This window comes from Streptomyces sp. NRRL B-24484 (genome assembly GCF_000717715.1).
In the GTDB taxonomy this organism is placed as follows: Bacteria; Actinomycetota; Actinomycetes; order Streptomycetales; family Streptomycetaceae; genus Kitasatospora.
The window spans coordinates 130,426-148,697 of sequence record NZ_JOAI01000009.1 but is presented as its reverse complement, the minus strand read 5'-3'; the positions used below and the strand labels follow the sequence as shown (position 1 = coordinate 148,697).

Genomic DNA, 18,272 nt, shown 5'->3' with positions numbered 1-18,272 from the left:
CGTCATCCGGATCCCAAACGACCAGTTCCGCCACAGGGTGTAGCCGTCATTGCACAAAGCGTTATCCTCTCCTGGATGCACGGCACCTGCGTGTCCCCCGGCGGGGGCAGGAGGCGTGCTCTCCGCGCAGGCGGAGGTGAACCCGTCCACAGTTCTGCCTCTGGGAGTCCCGTGTACCCACCCGTCCGGAACGACGCGCCCACCACCTCCAGCCCGTCGACCGCCACCCTGCGCACCGGCGCCCGGCTGGACCGGCTGTGGGCCGCCGTCCGCGAGTTCCAGGTGCTCGTCCCCCAGCCCGTCCTCGCCGGTGCCGGCGTCCCCGTCGCGCCCGGCCCGCGCACCGCCCTCGCCGCCCGCCCGACCGCCCCCGGCACCCTGCTCCGCTCCACCGCCACCAGCGGCACCGCCGCGGGCGGCACCACGACCGGCACCCGCCGCGGCGTCGGGGCCCCGGCCCGCAGCCGCCCGCGCACCGACCGCGGCACCGAGACCGAGCACAACCCGGTGATGGAGCTGGTCGAGCGCGCCCAGGCCGGCGAGAGCGAGGCCTTCGGACGGCTCTACGACCAGTACTCGGACACCGTCTACCGGTACATCTACTACCGGGTCGGCAGCCGGGCCACCGCCGAGGACCTCACCAGCGAGACCTTCCTGCGGGCGCTGCGCCGGATCGGCACCTTCACCTGGCAGGGGCGGGACTTCGGCGCCTGGCTGGTGACCATCGCCCGGAACCTGGTGGCCGACCACTTCAAGTCCAGCCGGTTCCGGCTGGAGGTCACCACCGGCGAGATGCTGGACTCCAACGAGTGCGAGCGCAGCCCGGAGGAGTCCGTCCTGGAGTCCCTGGCCAACGCGGCCCTCCGGGACGCCGTCCGGCGGCTCAACCCTCAGCAGCAGGAGTGCGTGAACCTCCGCTTCCTGCAGGGCCTCTCGGTCGCCGAGACGGCGCGGATCATGGGCAAGAACGAGGGCGCCATCAAGACCCTGCAGTACCGCGCGGTACGGACGCTGGCCCGCCTGCTGCCCCCGGACGCGCGGTGAGCCTGCTGCCGTGACGCCCATAGCCGACGGACCGTCACCCGGGCCCGTGCTCCGACACGGGCGGGTGAATGCGCGGTCACATGATCAGTCGTGCGTAACCGACTCCCGGCACCGCTCGTTGGCCAGCCTGGAAACCATCAACGGGCGTGCGGTCAAGCAGGTTCGGACTGCATCACCCGATGGTGTGGTTTCGGCCCGCCGAGACAACCCCCCGGCTGGCCACGGTGTCGACAACGACGAAGGGAGGTGCGGCCCGTGACGGCAAACGTGCTGGAGCACCGGCGGGCGAAGGCCTTCGCCGAGGCATTGGAGGCCCACCGGACGGACAACTCACCCGGCGGGGGCGGCTCCGACGGAGACGCACCGGGCGGTGCCCACCGCGCCGGATCCACCGCGATGGCCGAGCTGCTGGCCGTGGCGGACATCCTCGGGGAACTGCCGGTGCCGGAGTTCTCCGCGGAGGCCAAGGCGGTCCAACGGGCCCAGCTGATGGCCGCGTTCGAGCAGGCCCTCGCCGAGGGCGGCGGCGGCGCGGCGGTACCGCGGCAGCGCGGGCACCGGGCCGCCCGGGCGGCCCGCGGCCGCTGGGGCCGCCGCCTCGCGATCGGCGGCCTGGTGGCGGGCGTCGCGGTCGGCGGTTTCGCCGGCGCCGCGGCCGCCAGCGGCGGGGCCCTGCCGGGTGACGCCCTCTACGGCATGAAGCGCGGCCTGGAGGGCCTCCGGCTGGACTGGGCGGGGTCGGACTCCGAGCGCGGCGCGCTGCTGCTGGAGCAGGCGACCACCCGGCTGGACGAGGCGCAGACCCTGCTCCAGCGGTCCGGTTCGCCGGACACGCTGAGCCCGGACACGGTCGAGCAGGTCCGGCAGGCACTGGACGACATGCACGCCGAGGCCCTCCGCGGCCGCGACCTGCTGCGTTCGGTGTACCGGAGCAACGGCTCGCTGGCCCCGATGCGCCAGCTCGCCACGTTCGCCTCGGGCCAGGACGACCGGTGGACGCGCCTGCACGGCCGGCTGCCCGGCCAGCTCGGCCCGCAGGCCGACAAGGTCGACGAGCTGTTCGACGACATAAGCGAGGACGTCGCGCCCCTGCACCTGGAGCAGCCCGGTCAGGGCGGCCAGCACGGCACGGGGTCGGACGACGGCCAGGTCTCCGGCAAGGCCTCGGGGGGCACCGTCCAGGGCGCCACCCAGGGCGGTTCGGGTGCGCCGACGGCGCACGGCACCGGTACCGCGCCGAACGGCGCCGTGCCGAGCACGGCCCCGCAGGGCGTCGGTGGTCTGGTCGACGGCCTCACCAGCGGCCTGGGCGGCGGGCAGTCCGGCGCACCGGCCACCGGCGGCACGACCGGATCGGGTGCTTCCCCCGCGCCGAGCGGCTCGGCCTCCGGGGCTCCGGAGGGTCAGGGACTCACGATCCCGCCGCTGATCCCCGGGTTGCTGCCGGGTCTCACCCTGGGCTGAGGCCGGCTCCGCCCGAGCGGCCGTGGGATTCCCGAGCTCCCACGGCCGCTCAGGCGTTCCCGGTTCCGGCGTCGGCGCCGGGATGCCGGGGTGGGCGCCGGGACGACGGGGTCAGAAGAACACCGACCGCCGCTGGACGAGCAGCTTGTACAGGGTGTGCTGGATGGTCTCGCGGACCTGGTCGGCGAGGTTGAAGACCAGCATCGGGTCGTCCGCGGCCTCCCGCGGGTACCCGTCGGTCGGGATCGGTTCGCCGAACTGGATCGTCCACTTGGTCGGCAGCGGGATCGCGCCGAGCGGCCCCAGCCAGGGGAAGGTCGGCGTGATCGGCACGTACGGCAGGCCGAGCAGCCGGGCGAGCGAGCGGAAGTTGCCGATCATCGGGTAGGTCTCCTCGGCGCCGACGATCGAGCAGGGCACGATCGGCACGCCGGCGCGCAGGGCGGAGGAGACGAAGCCGCCGCGGCCGAAGCGCTGGAGCTTGTACCGCTCGGAGAACGGCTTGCCGATCCCCTTGAAGCCCTCCGGCCAGACGCCGACCACCTCGCCGCGCTCCAGCAGGGCCTGGGCGTCCTCGTTGCAGGCGAGGGTGTGGCCGGCCTTGCGGGCCAGCTCGCCGGCGACCGGCAGGACGAAGACCAGGTCGGCGGCGAGCATCCGCAGGTGCCGCCGGTGCGGGTGGTGGTCGTGGATCGCGACCTGGGTCATCAGCGCGTCGAGCGGGATGGTGCCGGAGTGGTTGGCGACGATCAGCGCGCCGCCCTCGGCGGGGATGTTCTCGACGCCGAGGACCTCCACCCGGAAGTACTTCTCGGCGACCGGTCGCAGCAGCGAGAGCAGCACCTCCTCGGTGAGCTCCCGGTCGAAGCCGAACTCGTCGACCTCGTAGTCGCCGGTGATCCGGCGCCGCAGGAAGGCCAGGCCGCTCGCGGCGCGGTCCTCCCAGCCCTTGCCGAGGACCTTGGTGGCGGTGGCGCCGAGTTGTCCGGCGAGCGCCCCGCCGACGGCCCCGGCCAGCCGGTCGGCGAAGCCGCCGCCGTCCGGGCTCCCGGGGTGCCAGCTGGGCGCGGACTCGATCGGGATGACCTTGGCGTCGGCCGGCTCGGTCCTGCGGGCTGCGGTCATCGCGGCATCGGCTCCTGGGTGGGGCGGTCGTCCTGGCCGAGCAGGGCGGCCAGCCGGTCGGTGACGGCGGCGAGCCGTTCGGGGGGCAGCAGGCCGGCCCGCTGGGCGGCGGCGAAGTCGGCGAACGCCTCGGCGGTGGTGAAGCGGGGGGTGTGGCCGAAGGTCTCGCGGAGCTGGGTGGTGTCCACCACCCGGCCGTGGGTGAGCAGTTGGATCAGCTCGGGCGAGATGTCGGCCAGCCTGGTCTGCCGGACGAGCCCGGCGACCGCGCCGAGGGCGGGCCTGAGCAGCGGCACGGTGGGCCGGCCGAGGCGGCGGGCGCACTGCGAGAGCAGCAGGACGCCGTCGCCGGCCACGTTGAAGGTGCCGGTGTTGGTGGTGCCGGGGCGCGGGTCCAGGGCGGCGAGCCGGAGCACCTCGACGGCGTCGTCCTCGTGGACGAACTGCAGGCGGGGGTCGCGGCCGAGCACGGTGGGCAGCACCGGCAGGGAGAACCAGGCACAGAGCGGGGTGTCCCCGACCGGGCCGACGATGTTGGCGAAGCGCAGCACGGTGACGGCGACGTCGGGCCGGCGGCGGGCGAAGCCGCGGACGTAGCCCTCGACCTCGGCGGCGTCCCGGGCGAAGCCGCCGGCCGGCAGCTCCTTGGGCTGCATCCGCTCGTGGAAGACGGCCGGGTCGCGGGGGGCGGAGCCGTACACGCCGGTGGTGGACTTCACCACCAGGCGGCGCACCCCCGGGGCCTTCTGGCAGGCACCGAGCAGCTGCATGGTGCCGATGACGTTGGTCTCCTTGACCGTGGAACGGCCGCCGGGGCCCATCGCGGAGACGTTGAGGTGAACGACGGTGTCGACGTCGTGCTCGGCGATCACCCGGGCGACGGCCGGGCGGCGCAGGTCGAGCCGGGCGAAGTCGATCCCGGGCGGCAGGTCCCCGGCGGGCGGCTGGACGTCGACGCCGACGACCTTGTCCACCCCGCGGGCGCGGGCGAGGTCGGCGGCGAACCGGGCGCCGAGGTGCCGGGCCACACCGGTGACGAGTACGGTCCTGCCCACGCTGCTGCGGCCTCCTCGTGTCGCCCTGACTGCACCGTACCGTGCGGATGTTTCCGGGCCGTACCGGCGCCACGCCCGCGGCGCCGCCCCCGGGTGCGCAGACACCACTGCCCGCCCGGGCTGGGCCCGGGCGGGCAGTTCGGACACCTGGTGCGCGCGAGGCGGCCGTCGGTGCAGCGGCTGGCCCCCCGCGTGAGCGGGAAGTAGTCCGGCCGCGGGTTACTTCTTGTTGCGACGCTGCACGCGAGTGCGCTTCAGAAGCTTGCGGTGCTTCTTCTTGGCCATACGCTTGCGACGCTTCTTGATGACAGAGCCCACGGAACAAACCTCGCTCACTCGGACCCCGTCCATGGGAGACGGGTGTCCATACGACTGACGGAGGGCCCAGCCTACCGTCCGCCCGGGGTAAGCAGTAATCCTGCCCTGCCGTGTCAGGCCTACGCGCTCTCGAGCCGCACGTAGGACTCCTTCAGGTACGCGTGGACCGCCTGCTCCGGGACGCGGAAGGAGCGCCCGACCCGGATCGCCGGCAGTTCACCGCTGTGCACCAGGCGGTACACCGTCATCTTGGACACCCTCATGACCGAGGCCACCTCGGCCACGGTCAGGAAGACGACTTCCTGCAGGGGGCGTTCGCCTGAACTCATGACCATCACCCGACCCTTACCCGTGTGCAAGGCACCGGCTTCCCCTCCGGTGACTCAACCGGCACACGTGTATGCCCAGAGTAGTTATGGGTGGTACCAGTGGGAAGAGGGGGATGCCGAGTCCTTGTACGGTGCGGCATCCCCCGATTGCAGTACGTAGCCGAAAGGCGTATGGCGCAGGCGGACCGGCCGGTCCGGGACGACGGGGCGCTCGGGAGCACCGGCCCGGCGCGCGGGGCGCGGCACCGGGCGCCGGGCCCGGCCGCAGGTCAGGGCAGCAGGCCGTGGTGCGGGTAGACGGCCCGGCGGGCGGCGATGATCGCCTGGTCGAGGCGGGACGCGGGGTCGTAGCCGTCGTGGAAGTCCCGCCAGTCGGGGTCGGCGCCGTCGGTCATCCGCAGCGGCGCCTGCTGCCGGGTGCGGCGGTAGACCTCGGCGCGCCACTCCTCGGGGGTCTCGGCGGTCGGGTCGAGCGGCCGGTTCGCCGCGGTGGCGACCAGGTGCGTCCAGGTTCTGGGCACCACGTCGACCACGGCGTAGCCGCCCCCGCCGAGGGCGATCCAGCGGCCGTCGGCGTGCTGGTGGGCGAGGCCGTGCAGCGCCTCGGCGACCAGGCGCTGGGCGTCGAGGCTGACCGCGAGGTGCGCGAGCGGGTCCTCGACGTGGGTGTCGGCGCCGTGCTGGGTGACCAGCACCTGGGGGCGGAAGGCGGCGAGCAGCTCGGGCACCAGGGCGTGGAAGGCGCGCAGCCAGCCGGCGTCGCCGGTGCCGGCCGGCAGCGGCAGGTTGGCGGCGCTGCCGGGGGCGTCCGGCCCGCCCGACTCGGTGGACCAGCCGGTCTCCGGGAAGAGCGTCGCGGGGTGCTCGTGCAGCGAGACGGTGAGCACCCGCGGGTCGTTCCAGAAGGCCTGCTGGACGCCGTCGCCGTGGTGCACGTCGACGTCGACGTAGGCGACCCGCTCGGCGCCGAGCTCCAGCAGCCGGGCGACGGCCAGCGCGGGGTCGTTGTAGACGCAGAAGCCGGAGGCCCGGTCGGGCATGGCGTGGTGCAGCCCGCCGGCGAAGTTGACGGCGTGCCGGGCCTCGCCGCGCCAGACCGACTCGGCGGCGGCGACGGACTGGCCGGCGATCAGCGCGGAGGCGGTGTGCAGGCCGGGGAAGGCCCAGTTGTCGTCGGTGCCGAGGCCGTGCCGCAGGTCGGCGAGGTCCGGGTCGGCGGCGACCTTGCGGACGGCGGCGATGTACTCGGCGGTGTGCACCAGCCGCAGGGTGGAGTCCCCGGCGGCGGGGGCCGAGCGGACGGTGACGCCGGGGCCGCGGTCGAGCCCGAAGGCGTCGACCAGGTGTTTGGTGAGGGCGAGCCTGGTCGGGTCCATCGGATGGCCGGCGCCGAAGTCGTACGCGGTCACCGCGTCGTCCCAGAAGAGGTGCAGGCCGCAGGGGGCGTCGTCGCGCTCGGCGTCGGGCATGCCTCCACCGTAGTGGGTGGGCGGGGGCGGGACGCAGGGGGTTCAGTGCGCCTGGACGGGCTCCTTGGCCTCCCGGGCCGGTGCGGGGGCGAAGTGGCGGGCGAGCGGCAGCACGACGAGCACCAGCAGCATCGGGGCGAGCAGTGCGGCCCGGTAGGAACCGGCGTCGCCGATCGCCCCGACCAGCGGGGAGCCGACCAGGAAGCCGACGTAGTTGAAGAGGTTGAGCCGGGCGACGGCGGCGTCCGAGTCGGCGGGCATCAGGCGCCCGCCCGCCGCGAAGACCTGCGGGATGATCGCGCAGATGCCGAGCCCGAGCAGGGTGAAGGCGGCGATCCCGGCCCACGGCGCGGGGGCGGCCGCGGCGGCGGCAAAGCCGAGGGCGGCGGTCGCCGCACCGACCCGGACGACCGCGACCGCGCCGAAGCGCTGCACCCCGCGGTCGCCGAGGGCCCGGCCGACCAGCATCGCCAGCATGTAGCCGAGGTAGGAGAGCTTGGCGACGTCGTCGGGGCTGTGCAGGGTGTCGGTGAGGTACTTGACGCTGTAGTTGGAGACCGAGGCGTCCGCGATGTAGGCGACCGCCATGGCGAGGCAGAGCGGCAGCAGGGGCCGCCAGGGGACGGCGCGGCCGGCCGCGCGGGCGGCCTGCTCGACGGCGTCGCCGAGTTCCGCCGGGCCGGCGAACCGGGTGCCGACCAGCAGGGCGGCCGGGATCAGGACGGCCGCGGAGCCGGCGAACAGCACGCTCAGCGGTGTCCCGTGGTGGGCGCCGAGGCCGGCGACGGCGGCACCGGCGATCCCGCCGAGGCTGAACGCGGCGTGGAAGCCGAGCATGATGCTGCGGCCGTAGCGGTGCTGGAGGCCGACGCCGAGCATGTTCATCGACGCGTCCAGCGCGCCGACCAGCAGGCCGAAGGCGGCCAGCGCGAGGGCGAGCTGCCACAGCGCGGTGCCGACGCCGACGGCGGCGAGGGCGAGGCAGACGGCGGGCTGCACGACCCGCAGGACGGCGCGCGGGCTGCTGCGCCGCACCAGCGCCTCGGAGGCGATCGAGCCCGCACCGGCGAGGATCGGCACCGCGGCGAGGAAGACCGGCAGCAGCGAGTCGTCGAGGCCGTACCGCCGCTGGATCTCCGGGATGCAGCTGACCAGCAGGGCGAAGGTGGCGCCCTGCAGCAGGAAGCTCGCTGCCAGCGCGGCGCGCGCCTGCCGCAGCCGCTGGGTGGTCTCGGCCATGGGCCCCCGCTACTGGTGGGTACCGACGTGTGGTGGCCGAGCGTAGGCCCTGGCGGCCCGTTCCGGGAGGGGGTGGGACCGATCGGAACGGGACCGGTCAGCGGCCCAGGAGGGCGGGGACCTCGGTGAGGCTCGTGAAGAGGCCGGTGGCGCCGGCGGCGGTGAGCTTGGCGGGGTCGGTGAGCGCGGCGTACCCGTGCACGTCCATGCCGGCGGCGCGGGCGGCGAGCACGCCGTTGGGGCTGTCCTCCAGGACGAGGCAGCGCTCGGGCGGCACGCCCATGGTGCGGGCGGCGTGCAGGAACAGGTCGGGGGCGGGCTTGCCGACGCCGACGTCCTGGGCGCTGAAGATCAGCTCCTCCGCGAGGTGCCCGCGCAGGCCGGTGAGGTCGAGCGCGGTGCGGATCCAGGAGTGGTGCGCGGAGGAGGCGAGGCAGTACCGGACGCCGGACTGCTGCAGGGTCTTGAGCAGGGTCTCGGCCCCGGCGACCGGGCCGAGTTCGGCCTCGAAGGCGGCGAACACCCGGCCGTGGAAGAGGTCGTCGAAGCCCTCGGGCAGCTGGTCGCCGTGCCGTTCCAGGATCACGTCGTGGACCCGGTGGGCGGCGGTGCCCATGTAGTCCCGGTAGGAGTCCTCGACGGTGGTCGGGTAGCCGAGTTCGGTGAGGTACTCGGCGAGCACCCGGTTGGAGATGGGCTCGCTGTCGACGAGCACCCCGTCGTTGTCGAAGATCACCAGGTCGTAGCTCACCCGGTCGAGCCTACCGGCCCGGCACCGGCCCTCCGGTGCCGGGCCGCGGCGGCTACTTGCCGCCGCCGGCGAGCTCGCGGGAGCGGTCGCGGGCGGCCTCCAGGGCACCGAGCAGCGCGGCACGGACGCCGTGGTTCTCCAGCTCGCGGATGGCCGCGATGGTGGTGCCGGCCGGAGAGGTGACCGCCTCGCGGAGCTTGACGGGGTGTTCGCCGGAGTCGCGCAGCATGATCGAGGCGCCGATCGCGGACTGCACGATGAGGTCGTGGGCCACCTGCCGGGGCAGGCCGAGCAGGATGCCGGCGTCGGTCATCGCCTCGACCAGGAAGTAGAAGTAGGCGGGGCCGGAGCCGGAGAGGGCGGTGGCCGCGTCCTGCTGGGCCTCGGGCAGGCGGATCGCCTTGCCGACCGAGCGGAAGATCGCCTCGGTGCGCTCCAGGTGGGCCTCGGAGGCGTGCGAGCCGCCGGAGATGACGCTCATGCCCTCGTCCACCAGGACGGGGGTGTTGGGCATGACGCGGACGACCGGGGTGCCGGCGGCGAGCCGCTCCTCGAACCAGGCGGTCGGGATGCCTGCGGCGGCCGAGACGACCAGCCGGTCGGGGGCGACGTGCGGTGCGAGCTCCTCCAGCAGGGTGCCCATGTCCTGCGGCTTCACCGCGAGGATCAGGGTGTCGGCGAGCTTCGCGGCCTCGGCGTTGGTGACGGCGGTGACGCCGTGGCGGGCGGCGAGTTCGGCGGCGCGTTCCGGTCGGCGGGCGGTGACCAGGACGTCGGCCGGGTCCGTGCCGGCCCGCAGCAGGCCGGAGAGCAGGGCCTCGCCGATCTTGCCGGTGCCGAGGAAGGCGATCTTCTGTCCGGATGCGCTGCTGGGCATGGAGCCGCTCCTTCGTATGGTGCTGCCGCCCATCCTCGCACCGGCGGCACGGGCCGGGCGGGGCCGTCCGAACGGTGGGCAGCGGGCCGGACGGCCCCGGCCCGCCGCCGGGCGGGCGGCGGGCCGTGGCCGGTCCGGTCGGCTCTGGGCGATGCCCTGGGTGTCGGTGCCGTTGCCGTCCCAGTCGCCGACGACCGGGATCGAGGTGGAGTTGCCGTAGGCGACGGAGGGCACGGCGCCGTCGGCGTCGCGGAAGTAGAAGGTGTAATTGCCCGGTCGGAAGACGCCGATCGGTGCTGCCGTCGCCGTCCCAGTCACCGACCACGGGCAGGTCGCCGCTGGCGACCCAGTTCTGGGCCCGGGCGATGATCTCGGGGCGGGTGATGCTGCCGTCGACCGAGGAGGTGCCGACCGCGTGGGCGGCCCCGGTGCCCAGCATTCCGGCGACTCCGGAGGCGGCGAGAACGGCGGCGGCCAGACGGGCGAAGGAGGTGCGGTTCGCGGGCACGGCGGCATTCCTGACTGTCGAAGGCATGAGGGGTCGTCAGAGCACTGACGGAGGTTCGTCGGCGCACCGGAGCGGACGGCTGCCCTGCAGGAGCAGCGGTCGGCGGTGCGGACGGGCGCGGCGGCGTCGGCCGCCGGGCGGGACACCGGGCCCGGCGCCCCGCGGTGGCGCGTCCTCCCGGTGGTGCCGGCCGGTCCCCCTTCCGGCGAACACAAGCTTCGTCGCAGCCCGGGGCCGGCGGAAGGGCTCCGGGGTGGACGGAAGGGGCCCTGGACCGTTGCGTCCAGCCGGACCGGACGAGCCCTTGGGAGCGGCCGGGCGGGGGCGGCCGCGGGCCGGGACCGTGGCGGGCCGGCGCGCTCGCGCGGCGGGGCCTGCAATGGCGCGTGCCGCCACCCGGCAGCTTCCGTGGTGTCCGTCCGCACCGTGCCCGGCGGCGGCGCCCCGCCCGTACGGTCGCCTCTCCCCCACCCCAGAGGAGCTCCCCCATGACGTACGACACGCCCTTGAGACGGTGGTGGGCTGCGCTCGCGCTGCTCGCCGTCGCCGCGGCGGCGGTGCTCGGGCTCGGCCACGGCGAGGCCCGGGCCGCCGGCACCGTCCAGGTCACCGGGTTCGGCTCGAACCCGGGCAATCTGCTGATGTACCGCTACGCGCCCGCCGGGCTGGCCGCCGGGCGGCCGGTGGTGGTGGCGCTGCACGGCTGCACCCAGACGGCGTCGTACGGCGAGGCGGCCGGCTGGACGCACTGGGCGGACGCCTGGGGCTTCGCCGTGGTGATGCCGCAGCAGCAGTCCGCCAACAACTCCTCGCAGTGCTTCAACTGGTTCCAGCCGGGCGACTTCGGGCGGGACGCGGGCGAGGCGCTGTCGATCCGCCAGATGGTCGCGAAGACCGTCGCCGACCTCGGCAGCGACCCGGCCCGGGTGTACGTGACCGGCCTGTCGGCGGGCGGTGCGATGACGGCCGCGCTGCTGGCGGACTACCCGGACGTCTTCGCGGGCGGCGGTGTGGTCGCCGGCCTGCCGTACCACTGCGCCACCACGGCCGTGGAGGCCTCGGTGAACTGCATGACCACGGGCACCTCGAAGACCCCGCAGCAGTGGGGCGACCTCGTCCGGCAGGCGTACCCGTCGTGGACCGGGGCGCGGCCGAAGGTCTCGCTCTGGCAGGGGTCCTCGGACTCGGTGGTGAAGCCGGTGAACCTCACCGAGCTGATGAAGCAGTGGACGGACGTGGCCGGCACCGGCCAGACGCCCGCGGTGAACGACACCGTCGCGGGCTACCCGCACCAGGTGTACCGGGACGCCTCCGGCGCCGACCGGGTCGAGGTCTACTCGATCACCGGCATGGACCACGGCCAGCCGGTGGACCCGGGCAGCGGCGCCGAGCAGTGCGGCACCGCCGGCGCGTACGTGCTGGACGTGAACCTCTGCGCCTCCTACCGGATCGGCCGGTTCTGGGGCCTGGACGGCTCGGCTCCCTCGCCCTCCCCCAGCCCGTCCCCGTCCCCGTCGCCGTCGCCGTCCCCGTCCCCGTCGCCGTCCGGAAGTTCCGGCAGCTCGGGCAGTACGCAGCTCACCGACGACACCGCACGGGACGGCTACGTGAAGGCCGCGGCGGACGGCGGCTCGCCCGCGGTCGGCACCCTCGCCGGCAGCCTGGGCCTCGCGGTGGGCCGCGGCACCGACGGCAGGCAGAACCGGGCGCTGCTCTCCTTCGACACCTCGGCCGTCCCGGCCGGCGCCACGATCACCGGGGCGCGGCTGACCCTGGGCTACGGCAGCGGCAGCGGGGACCCGTGGGCGGCGGCGCAGCTGACGGTCGACGTCCGCGACGGCTGCTTCGGCGCGGCCTGCACCACCGGGGCCGACGACTGGGCGGCGCCGGCGAGCGCGGGTGCGGGTGCGGCGGCGACGGTGGCCCGGTTCACCTCGGGCAGCGGGACGTCCGGCGGGTTCTCCGCGGCGGGTCTGGCCGCGATCCGGCCCGGGTCGACGGTGCAGCTGCGGCTGCAGTTCGACCAGGCGCTCGCCTCCACCGCGTACGTCTTCCTGCAGCGCGGGTCGGGTGCGGTGCTCACCGTCGACTGGACGCTCTGAGCCGGGCCGGGTGCCCGGGGGCGGCGGCCCCCGGGCACCCGGGCGTCAGCGCTTGGTGCCGTCGACGATGACCGGCGAGCCGCCGGTCCCGCAGGGGCTGGCGTAGACCGGGTTCTTCTCGGCGGCGGCCTTGAAGGCCTCGATGCACTGGCTCATCAGGATCTTGTCGGTGAGCGAGTTGGCGATGGCGGTGTTGGCCGCGGCGGTGCTCTCCGACTCGATCTTCCGCTTCTCGGCCTCGGCCTTGGCGGTGCGGACGGCGGCCTCGGCCTGGGCGGTGGCCTGGTCCTGCTGGATCTTCTGGTCGATCGCGTGCTGGAGGCTGTCGCTGGGCTTCACGTTGCGCAGGTTGACGCCGTTGACCAGGATGCCGCGCGGCGCCAGCCGGGCGGTCACGAGCCGCTCGATCTCGGCGCTGATCGCCTCCCGCTCGGAGCTGTAGCCCTCGACGCCGGTGTGCTTGGCGAAGACGTTGCGGACGATCTCGCGGCTGTCCGGGTAGACCAGGCGCTTCTGGACGGCGTCGGTGTCGCCAGCCAGCTTGAACAGGCTCTGGGTGTGCTTCGGGTCGACCGACCACTTCACGGTGATGTCGGCGTAGAGCACGCCGCCCTCGGAGGAGCGGACCTCGACGGTGTCCTTGCCGGTGAGGTCGAGGTCGACCGGCCGGGTCGAGAAGGTCGAGACGTCGGTCAGCGGCGACTTCAGGTGCAGGCCCGGCTGCCAGGTGCCGCCGACCTTGCCCAGGGTGGTGGGCACGCCCACCTCGTAGGGCGCGACCACGTGGACGACGGTGGCGAGGCCCGCCAGCAGGCCGAGGCCCACGGACACCAGGCCGGCGGCCGTGGCCGCGCCGGAGTCGGTGGCCTTGCGCCACCGCAGGACGAGCAGGACGGCGCCGACGAGGAGGAGCAGGACGGCGGTGATCAGCATCTGGGGTCTCTCGGTGGACGGACGGGACGGCCGCAGCATAGGGAGCCGGACCCCTCCGGGAGACCGTATTCAAATGATGTTCATATGGTTGCCGGAGACCGCCGACGGTGCGTCAGCACCCGCTCACGGACGGCGCCCCTCCCGCACGTCCGGCGCGGGCCGGGCGGGCCCGTCCTCGGGGGAAACTCGGGGATCACCCCTATGGATTTCCAGGGACCCCCGGGAGCACGGTGGAGGTATGGGAAACGGAGATTTGTCGCGAAGTGAGAGCCGTCAGGTCGCCGTCGCCGCGGCGACTCTCGGCCCGTGGCGGACGGCCGCGGCCGTCGGCACGGTGGTCGGCGGCGCCGCCCTCGGGGTGGACATCGTCACCGGGAACTGGTCCATGGACATCCTGGCCGGCCCGGTCGGCCTCGGTCTGTTCTTCTTCTTCCTCGTCGGCACGGTCGGCGGGCGGCTGCGCCGGGACACCGGCGACCGGCGGCTCCAGCGCTGGGCCGACGAGCACCCCTGGCAGTCGGCGCTGCCGGCGGCCGGCGCGCTGTGGGTGCTGAACACCCTCGCGATGACCCTGCTCGGCAGTTCGGGGCTGTTCGCCGCCCTGTTCACCTCGCTGCTGCCGGCCGGGCTGCTGCTGGCGGTCGCGGGCGTGGTCGGCTCGGTCAAGCAGGCCCGCCGGCGCGGCTGACGGCGTGCACCCGCCGGGACCGCCGGCGCGGCCCGGGCCGGGTTCACTCCCAGGCCGTGGTCTCCGCGGAGACCGACCTGATGGCCTTCGCCCCCGGTGGCGGCCACCGGGGGCGAGACGCTGGAGGCGTCCGAGGCGAACGACCGGCGCCTGCTGGACCGCGGGGTGCGGATGCGGTCGCTGTTCCTGGACAGCGTGCGCAACAGCCGGCCCACGGTGGCCTGCGCGACCTGGCCGACCGAGCTCGGCGGCGAGGTGCGCACCACGCCGGAGCTGCCCGTCCGACTGATGATCTTCGACCGGGCGACCGCCGTCGTCCCGGTCAGCAGCACGGACGCGGCCGCCGCCGCGGTGCTGACCACCGGCGCCGGCACGCTGACGGCGCTCTGCGCGCTGTTCGAGAACACCTGGACCTCCGCACAGGCGCCGGGCGAGGCACCCCGCCGCGGGGACACCTCCGGCCTGACCCCCCGGGAGGCGACCGTCGTCCGGCTGCCGGCCCAGGGCCTCACCGACGAGGCGATCGCCGAGCGGATCGGCGTCTCCCCGCGGACGGCCCGCCGGTCGGCCACCGACCTGATGGAACGCCTGGGCGCGCGCAGCCGCTTCGAGTTCGGCGTCCGGGCGGTTCAGCGCGGCCGGCTCCCCGGCGCGGAGTGGGGGCGCCCCGCCGTCGGGCGTGTCGGCGGCCGTCTGCATACTGTCCGGCGTGCCGATAGCCGACGACCCCGCACCGCGCCCCGACGACCCGTTCGAGGGCGTCGTCCTCGACGAGGACTTCGTGCGCTCCGCCGCGGTGAAGGAGCAGTCCGGGCGTGCCCGGATGCTCGCCGCGAAGTGGAAGCAGCAGCCGCCGCAGCCCGAACCGTGGCGGGCCTCCGCCGATCCCGCTCCCGCGCCGGCCCGCCGGCGCTTCGGGCGGCGGCCGAAGCCGGTCGACCCGTGGGGCCGGCGCCGCAGGCGCAACTGGCAGACCCCGCTGTTCGTGGTGCTCGCCGCCGCCGTCACCCTGGCCGCGCTCAACGTGGACCGGCTGAACGGCTGGTACCACCGCGGCCAGGAGTCCTCGGCGCTGCCCGCGACGGGACCGGCGACCGCCCCGGCGCCCGCCCCGGCGACGACCGCGCCGCCGACCGCCGAGCCGGGCACCCCGACCGTCGAGCACCCCTGGGCCGGTTCGCCCGCCGACGCCTGGAAGGCCGGGGCGGACGCGCTGGTCCTGCCGGAGGCGAAGGGCCAGGGCGTGTTCGACAAGGAGGAGGTGGCCGACATGCTCGACAGCGTCCGGCAGTACCTCGTCCTCACCAACCTCGACCCGAAGACCCTGCACGGCGAGACCCCGGCCGCGGCCCTCGCCATGATGGACCGCACCTCGCGCGCCGACCTGGAGAAGGCGCTCGCCCACCCCACCGCGGACGCGGACGCCACCACCTGGCTGAGCCGCTTCGACCCGCGCCGGGCGGTGCCGGTCACCGACGTGGTGAAGGCCCGGGGCACCATGACCTTCGAGGGCGACGGCGACCGCGGCCTGCTGGTGCACACCGACTACATCTTCGTGTACGCCCTGCGGCCCGGCCCGGACGCCGGCGTGCCGCGGCCCGGGCAGAGCACCGGTGGCGGCGGCAACGGCGGCGGCACGGCCAAACCGGTGGCCCTGACGGCCGACGCCGCCCCGCGGGTGGAGCGCGAGATCGTCCGGCGCCAGCAGGACTTCCGGTTCTACGACCCCGCCCGGTACAAGGTGCAGCGCGGCAAGCTGTTCCTGGACAAGTGGTACGCCTACCTGGGCAACAACGTCTGCACCACGGGCAGCGGCTACCTGGAGACGGACTTCAGCGTCGACTTCGGCCTCGGCACCGACGAGCCGCGCACCGGAAAGACCGTCGACCCCTACGACCCGAACCAGAAGCTGGACGACCGCGAGGGCTGCGACACCCTGTCACGGAGCTGACGGACCGTCCGGGGTCAGTCGCCGGCCACCCCGGCGGCCCCCCGGACGTGCCCGAAGATCAGGCTGGTCTCGGTGTGCTGCACCGCCGGGTGCGCCGTCAGGTGCTCCAGCACGAAGTCGCGCAGCGCGTCGGTGTCCGCGACCGCGACGTGCAGCAGGTAGTCGTCGGCGCCGGACAGGTGGTACGCGGCCACCACTCCCGGCAGCCGGGGTATGCCGCCGGCGAAGCTGCCGATCTGCTCCTTGGTGTGCGCGTGCAGCCGCACGGCGATCATCGCCTGGATGCCGAGGCCGACGGCGGCCGGCTCCACCTCGGCGTGGAAGCCGCGGATCACCCCGCGCTCCCGCAGCGCCCGGATCCGGCCCAGGCAGGTCGACGGGGCGATGCCCACCGCCTCCGCGATCGCGCTGTTGGGCATCCGGGCGTCGGCGACCAGCAGCCGCAGGATGGCCCGGTCGACGGGGGCGAGGTCGCGCTGCGGATTCTTCGGCACGGGGCCCACGATCGTCCGGCGGCTCGAACATCCGCAAGACCTACCGGCGGGTATTCGAATCTTCTGCCGAACTGTGGCCGTGGACCCGTGGACTCTTCACCATGGGGCCACCCCCCCACCCCGCCGAGGAGGCCACCCATGCCCCACGCCGACACCCGGGCCGTCCACGCCGGCAGAACCGACCTGCGCGGCCTCGGGACCCACGTCCCGCCGATCGACCTCTCCACCACCAACCCCCTCCCCGACGTGGAGACCGGCGGCGACAGCTACGAGGCGCTGGCCACCGGCGGGCTGCTCCCCGAGGGCGGCAGCGCCGTCTACCAGCGGCTGTGGAACCCGACCACCGCCCGCTTCGAGCAGGCCCTCGCCGAACTCGAGGACTGCGAGCAGGCGGTCGCCTTCGCCTCCGGCATGGCCGCGCTCGCCGCCTGCCTGCTGGCCGCCCGCGCCGAGGGCAAGGGGCACGTCGTCGCCGTCCGCCCGCTGTACGGCGGCACCGACCACGTACTGGCCACCGGGCTGCTCGGCACCGAGGTGACCTGGGCGACCGTCGGCGAGGTCGCCGCGGCGATCCGCCCGGACACCGGCCTGGTGATCGTCGAGACCCCCGCCAACCCCACCCTGGACCTGGTCGACCTGTCCGCCGTCGCCGCGCAGTGCGGGGACGTGCCGCTGCTGGTCGACAACACCTTCGCCACGCCCGTCCTGCAGCAGCCGGTGCACCACGGCGCCACCCTCGTCCTGCACAGCGCCACCAAGTACCTCGGCGGCCACGGGGACGTCCTGGCCGGTGCGGTCGCCACCGACGCCGAGTGGGCGGCCCGGCTGCGCCGGGTCCGCGCGGTGACCGGCGGCATCCTGCACCCGCTCGCCGCCTACCTGCTCCACCGGGGCCTGCAGACGCTGCCGCTGCGGGTGCGGCACCAGGCGGCGAACGCCGCCAAGGTGGCGGCCTGGCTGGCCGCCCGCCCCGAGGTCGAGCAGGTCTACTACCCGGGCCTGCCGGAGTGCGACCCGCAGGGCCTGATCGGCCGTCAGATGGCCGGCGCCGGCTCGGTGCTCGCCTTCTCGCTGCGCGGCGGGTACGAGGCGGCGGCCCGCGCCGCGGCCGGCTGCGACCTGATCACCCACGCGGTCTCGCTCGGCGGCGTCGACACCCTGATCCAGCACCCCGCCTCGCTGACCCACCGCCCGGTCGCCCCCGAGGCCCGTCCGCACCCCTCCCTGCTCCGCCTCTCGGTCGGCCTGGAAGAGCCCGAGGACCTCTTCGACGACCTCGCCCGCGCCTTCGGCAAGTAGGGACACCCGTAGGGGCGCGGGGAACTGCGCAGTCCGGGAACGGGCGTCGTAGCGGCATCGGCCAGGCCGTGATCCGTACGACGACCCGCATCCGAACCCCACCTTCCCACGCGCCCCTGCCAATGCCGCGCTTCAGCGGCGCCCGCGGCGGGCCTTCTCGTAGGCGGCGCGGTGGACCGCCTCCCCCGGGGCCTCGACCAGGCTGCGGAAGAAGTAGGCGGCGAGGGCGCCGGCTCCGCCGATGAGCCAGACGGCGCCCAGCGAGCGGTCCTCGGCCATCCAGCCGTCGAGGCTGTGGCGGCCCTCGGTGAGGGTCTTCCAGGTGCGGATCGCCGCGAGGCAGGAGCAGATCGCGACGGCCCCGACCAGCAGCACGTCGACGAAGCGGCCGGCGTCCGAGAGCGCCACCCCCGCCACGGCGAACCGCAGCACCAGGGCGGCGGCGGCCGTGCAGATCAGGGCGCCGAGCGAGACCGCCACCCGGCGGAGCCAGTAGCCGCGGCCGTGGTCGACCCAGGTGGTGCCGAAGAACCGGATCGGCTCGGGTTCGGGGCCTGCGGCGGGCTTCCTGCCCGGGGTGCGCTGGTTCACGGCACCCATTGTCGCCCGGCCGGGGGCGCCGGACG

The 18,272-nt window shown here is 74.7% G+C and carries 17 protein-coding genes and 1 pseudogene; 7 read left to right on the top strand and 11 right to left on the bottom strand.

The window, feature by feature from the left end:
• Positions 1 to 171 precede the first annotated feature (171 nt).
• Positions 172 to 1,044 carry an ECF subfamily RNA polymerase sigma factor, BldN family gene (locus IE98_RS0110915; protein WP_052390391.1) on the top strand — a complete coding sequence of 291 codons (873 nt, stop codon included), beginning with the start codon at positions 172 to 174 and terminating at the stop codon, positions 1,042 to 1,044.
• Positions 1,045 to 1,299: 255 nt separating this feature from the next.
• The gene (locus IE98_RS51910) at positions 1,300 to 2,508 is read left to right on the top strand and encodes a DUF5667 domain-containing protein (protein WP_030267845.1); all 1,209 of its coding nucleotides are present in this window, start codon (positions 1,300 to 1,302) and stop codon (positions 2,506 to 2,508) included.
• Between the two features lie 111 nt (positions 2,509 to 2,619).
• On the opposite strand, the gene IE98_RS0110905 is transcribed toward IE98_RS51910, so the two are convergent.
• The 8 genes from IE98_RS0110905 to proC form a co-directional block, all read right to left on the bottom strand.
• Complete coding sequence (locus tag IE98_RS0110905; protein ID WP_030267844.1) at positions 2,620 to 3,633, bottom strand: lysophospholipid acyltransferase family protein; 1,014 nt, start codon at positions 3,631 to 3,633, stop codon at positions 2,620 to 2,622.
• Positions 3,630 to 4,688, bottom strand: coding sequence for an NAD-dependent epimerase/dehydratase family protein (locus IE98_RS0110900; RefSeq protein ID WP_030267843.1), 1,059 nt, complete (start codon positions 4,686 to 4,688; stop codon positions 3,630 to 3,632). The genes IE98_RS0110905 and IE98_RS0110900 overlap by 4 nt, the downstream gene beginning before the upstream one ends.
• Before the next feature lie 219 nt (positions 4,689 to 4,907).
• Positions 4,908 to 5,006: a 30S ribosomal protein bS22 gene (locus IE98_RS46160; protein ID WP_003948845.1), complete on the bottom strand. Its 99-nt coding sequence runs from the start codon at positions 5,004 to 5,006 to the stop codon at positions 4,908 to 4,910.
• 119 nt (positions 5,007 to 5,125) lie between these two features.
• Complete coding sequence (locus IE98_RS0110895; RefSeq protein WP_052390398.1) at positions 5,126 to 5,335, bottom strand: helix-turn-helix domain-containing protein; 210 nt, start codon at positions 5,333 to 5,335, stop codon at positions 5,126 to 5,128.
• A 269-nt stretch (positions 5,336 to 5,604) separates the two neighbouring features.
• Positions 5,605 to 6,804 carry an acetoin utilization protein AcuC gene (locus IE98_RS0110890; RefSeq protein ID WP_052390390.1) on the bottom strand — a complete coding sequence of 400 codons (1,200 nt, stop codon included), beginning with the start codon at positions 6,802 to 6,804 and terminating at the stop codon, positions 5,605 to 5,607.
• A gap of 42 nt (positions 6,805 to 6,846) precedes the next feature.
• Positions 6,847 to 8,043 carry an MFS transporter gene (locus IE98_RS0110885; RefSeq protein ID WP_030267840.1) on the bottom strand — a complete coding sequence of 399 codons (1,197 nt, stop codon included), beginning with the start codon at positions 8,041 to 8,043 and terminating at the stop codon, positions 6,847 to 6,849.
• A 97-nt stretch (positions 8,044 to 8,140) separates the two neighbouring features.
• Positions 8,141 to 8,794 (bottom strand): HAD family hydrolase, encoded by a 654-nt coding sequence (locus tag IE98_RS0110880; protein ID WP_030267839.1) that lies wholly within the window; start codon positions 8,792 to 8,794, stop codon positions 8,141 to 8,143.
• A gap of 52 nt (positions 8,795 to 8,846) precedes the next feature.
• On the bottom strand, positions 8,847 to 9,671 hold the full coding sequence (gene proC, locus IE98_RS0110875; RefSeq protein ID WP_030267838.1) for a pyrroline-5-carboxylate reductase: 825 nt from the start codon (positions 9,669 to 9,671) through the stop codon (positions 8,847 to 8,849).
• A gap of 996 nt (positions 9,672 to 10,667) precedes the next feature.
• Here proC and IE98_RS0110870 point away from each other — a divergent pair.
• Positions 10,668 to 12,281 carry a PHB depolymerase family esterase gene (locus IE98_RS0110870; RefSeq protein ID WP_078660915.1) on the top strand — a complete coding sequence of 538 codons (1,614 nt, stop codon included), beginning with the start codon at positions 10,668 to 10,670 and terminating at the stop codon, positions 12,279 to 12,281.
• Positions 12,282 to 12,326: 45 nt separating this feature from the next.
• On the opposite strand, the gene IE98_RS0110865 is transcribed toward IE98_RS0110870, so the two are convergent.
• Positions 12,327 to 13,214: a prohibitin family protein gene (locus tag IE98_RS0110865; RefSeq protein ID WP_030267836.1), complete on the bottom strand. Its 888-nt coding sequence runs from the start codon at positions 13,212 to 13,214 to the stop codon at positions 12,327 to 12,329.
• Between the two features lie 253 nt (positions 13,215 to 13,467).
• Between IE98_RS0110865 and IE98_RS44460 the strand changes: the two genes are divergently transcribed.
• The 3 genes and pseudogenes from IE98_RS44460 (at position 13,468) to IE98_RS0110855 (ending at position 15,853) form a co-directional block, all read left to right on the top strand.
• Positions 13,468 to 13,902 carry a hypothetical protein gene (locus tag IE98_RS44460; RefSeq protein ID WP_052390389.1) on the top strand — a complete coding sequence of 145 codons (435 nt, stop codon included), beginning with the start codon at positions 13,468 to 13,470 and terminating at the stop codon, positions 13,900 to 13,902.
• A 171-nt stretch (positions 13,903 to 14,073) separates the two neighbouring features.
• Positions 14,074 to 14,502, top strand: a pseudogene (locus tag IE98_RS52545) (helix-turn-helix transcriptional regulator); the annotation flags it as partial.
• Between the two features lie 109 nt (positions 14,503 to 14,611).
• Positions 14,612 to 15,853: a hypothetical protein gene (locus IE98_RS0110855; RefSeq protein WP_159400877.1), complete on the top strand. Its 1,242-nt coding sequence runs from the start codon at positions 14,612 to 14,614 to the stop codon at positions 15,851 to 15,853.
• A gap of 14 nt (positions 15,854 to 15,867) precedes the next feature.
• Here IE98_RS0110855 and IE98_RS0110850 read toward each other — a convergent pair whose 3' ends face one another.
• On the bottom strand, positions 15,868 to 16,347 hold the full coding sequence (locus IE98_RS0110850; protein WP_234443493.1) for an Lrp/AsnC family transcriptional regulator: 480 nt from the start codon (positions 16,345 to 16,347) through the stop codon (positions 15,868 to 15,870).
• A gap of 138 nt (positions 16,348 to 16,485) precedes the next feature.
• On the opposite strand from IE98_RS0110850, the gene IE98_RS0110845 reads away from it, so the two are divergent.
• A complete protein-coding gene (locus IE98_RS0110845) occupies positions 16,486 to 17,646 on the top strand; it encodes a trans-sulfuration enzyme family protein (RefSeq protein WP_030267832.1) in 1,161 nt (386 codons plus the stop codon).
• Positions 17,647 to 17,778: 132 nt separating this feature from the next.
• On the opposite strand, the gene IE98_RS47835 is transcribed toward IE98_RS0110845, so the two are convergent.
• Positions 17,779 to 18,237, bottom strand: coding sequence for an EamA/RhaT family transporter (locus IE98_RS47835; RefSeq protein ID WP_234443492.1), 459 nt, complete (start codon positions 18,235 to 18,237; stop codon positions 17,779 to 17,781).
• Between the last annotated feature and the right edge of the window lie 35 nt (positions 18,238 to 18,272).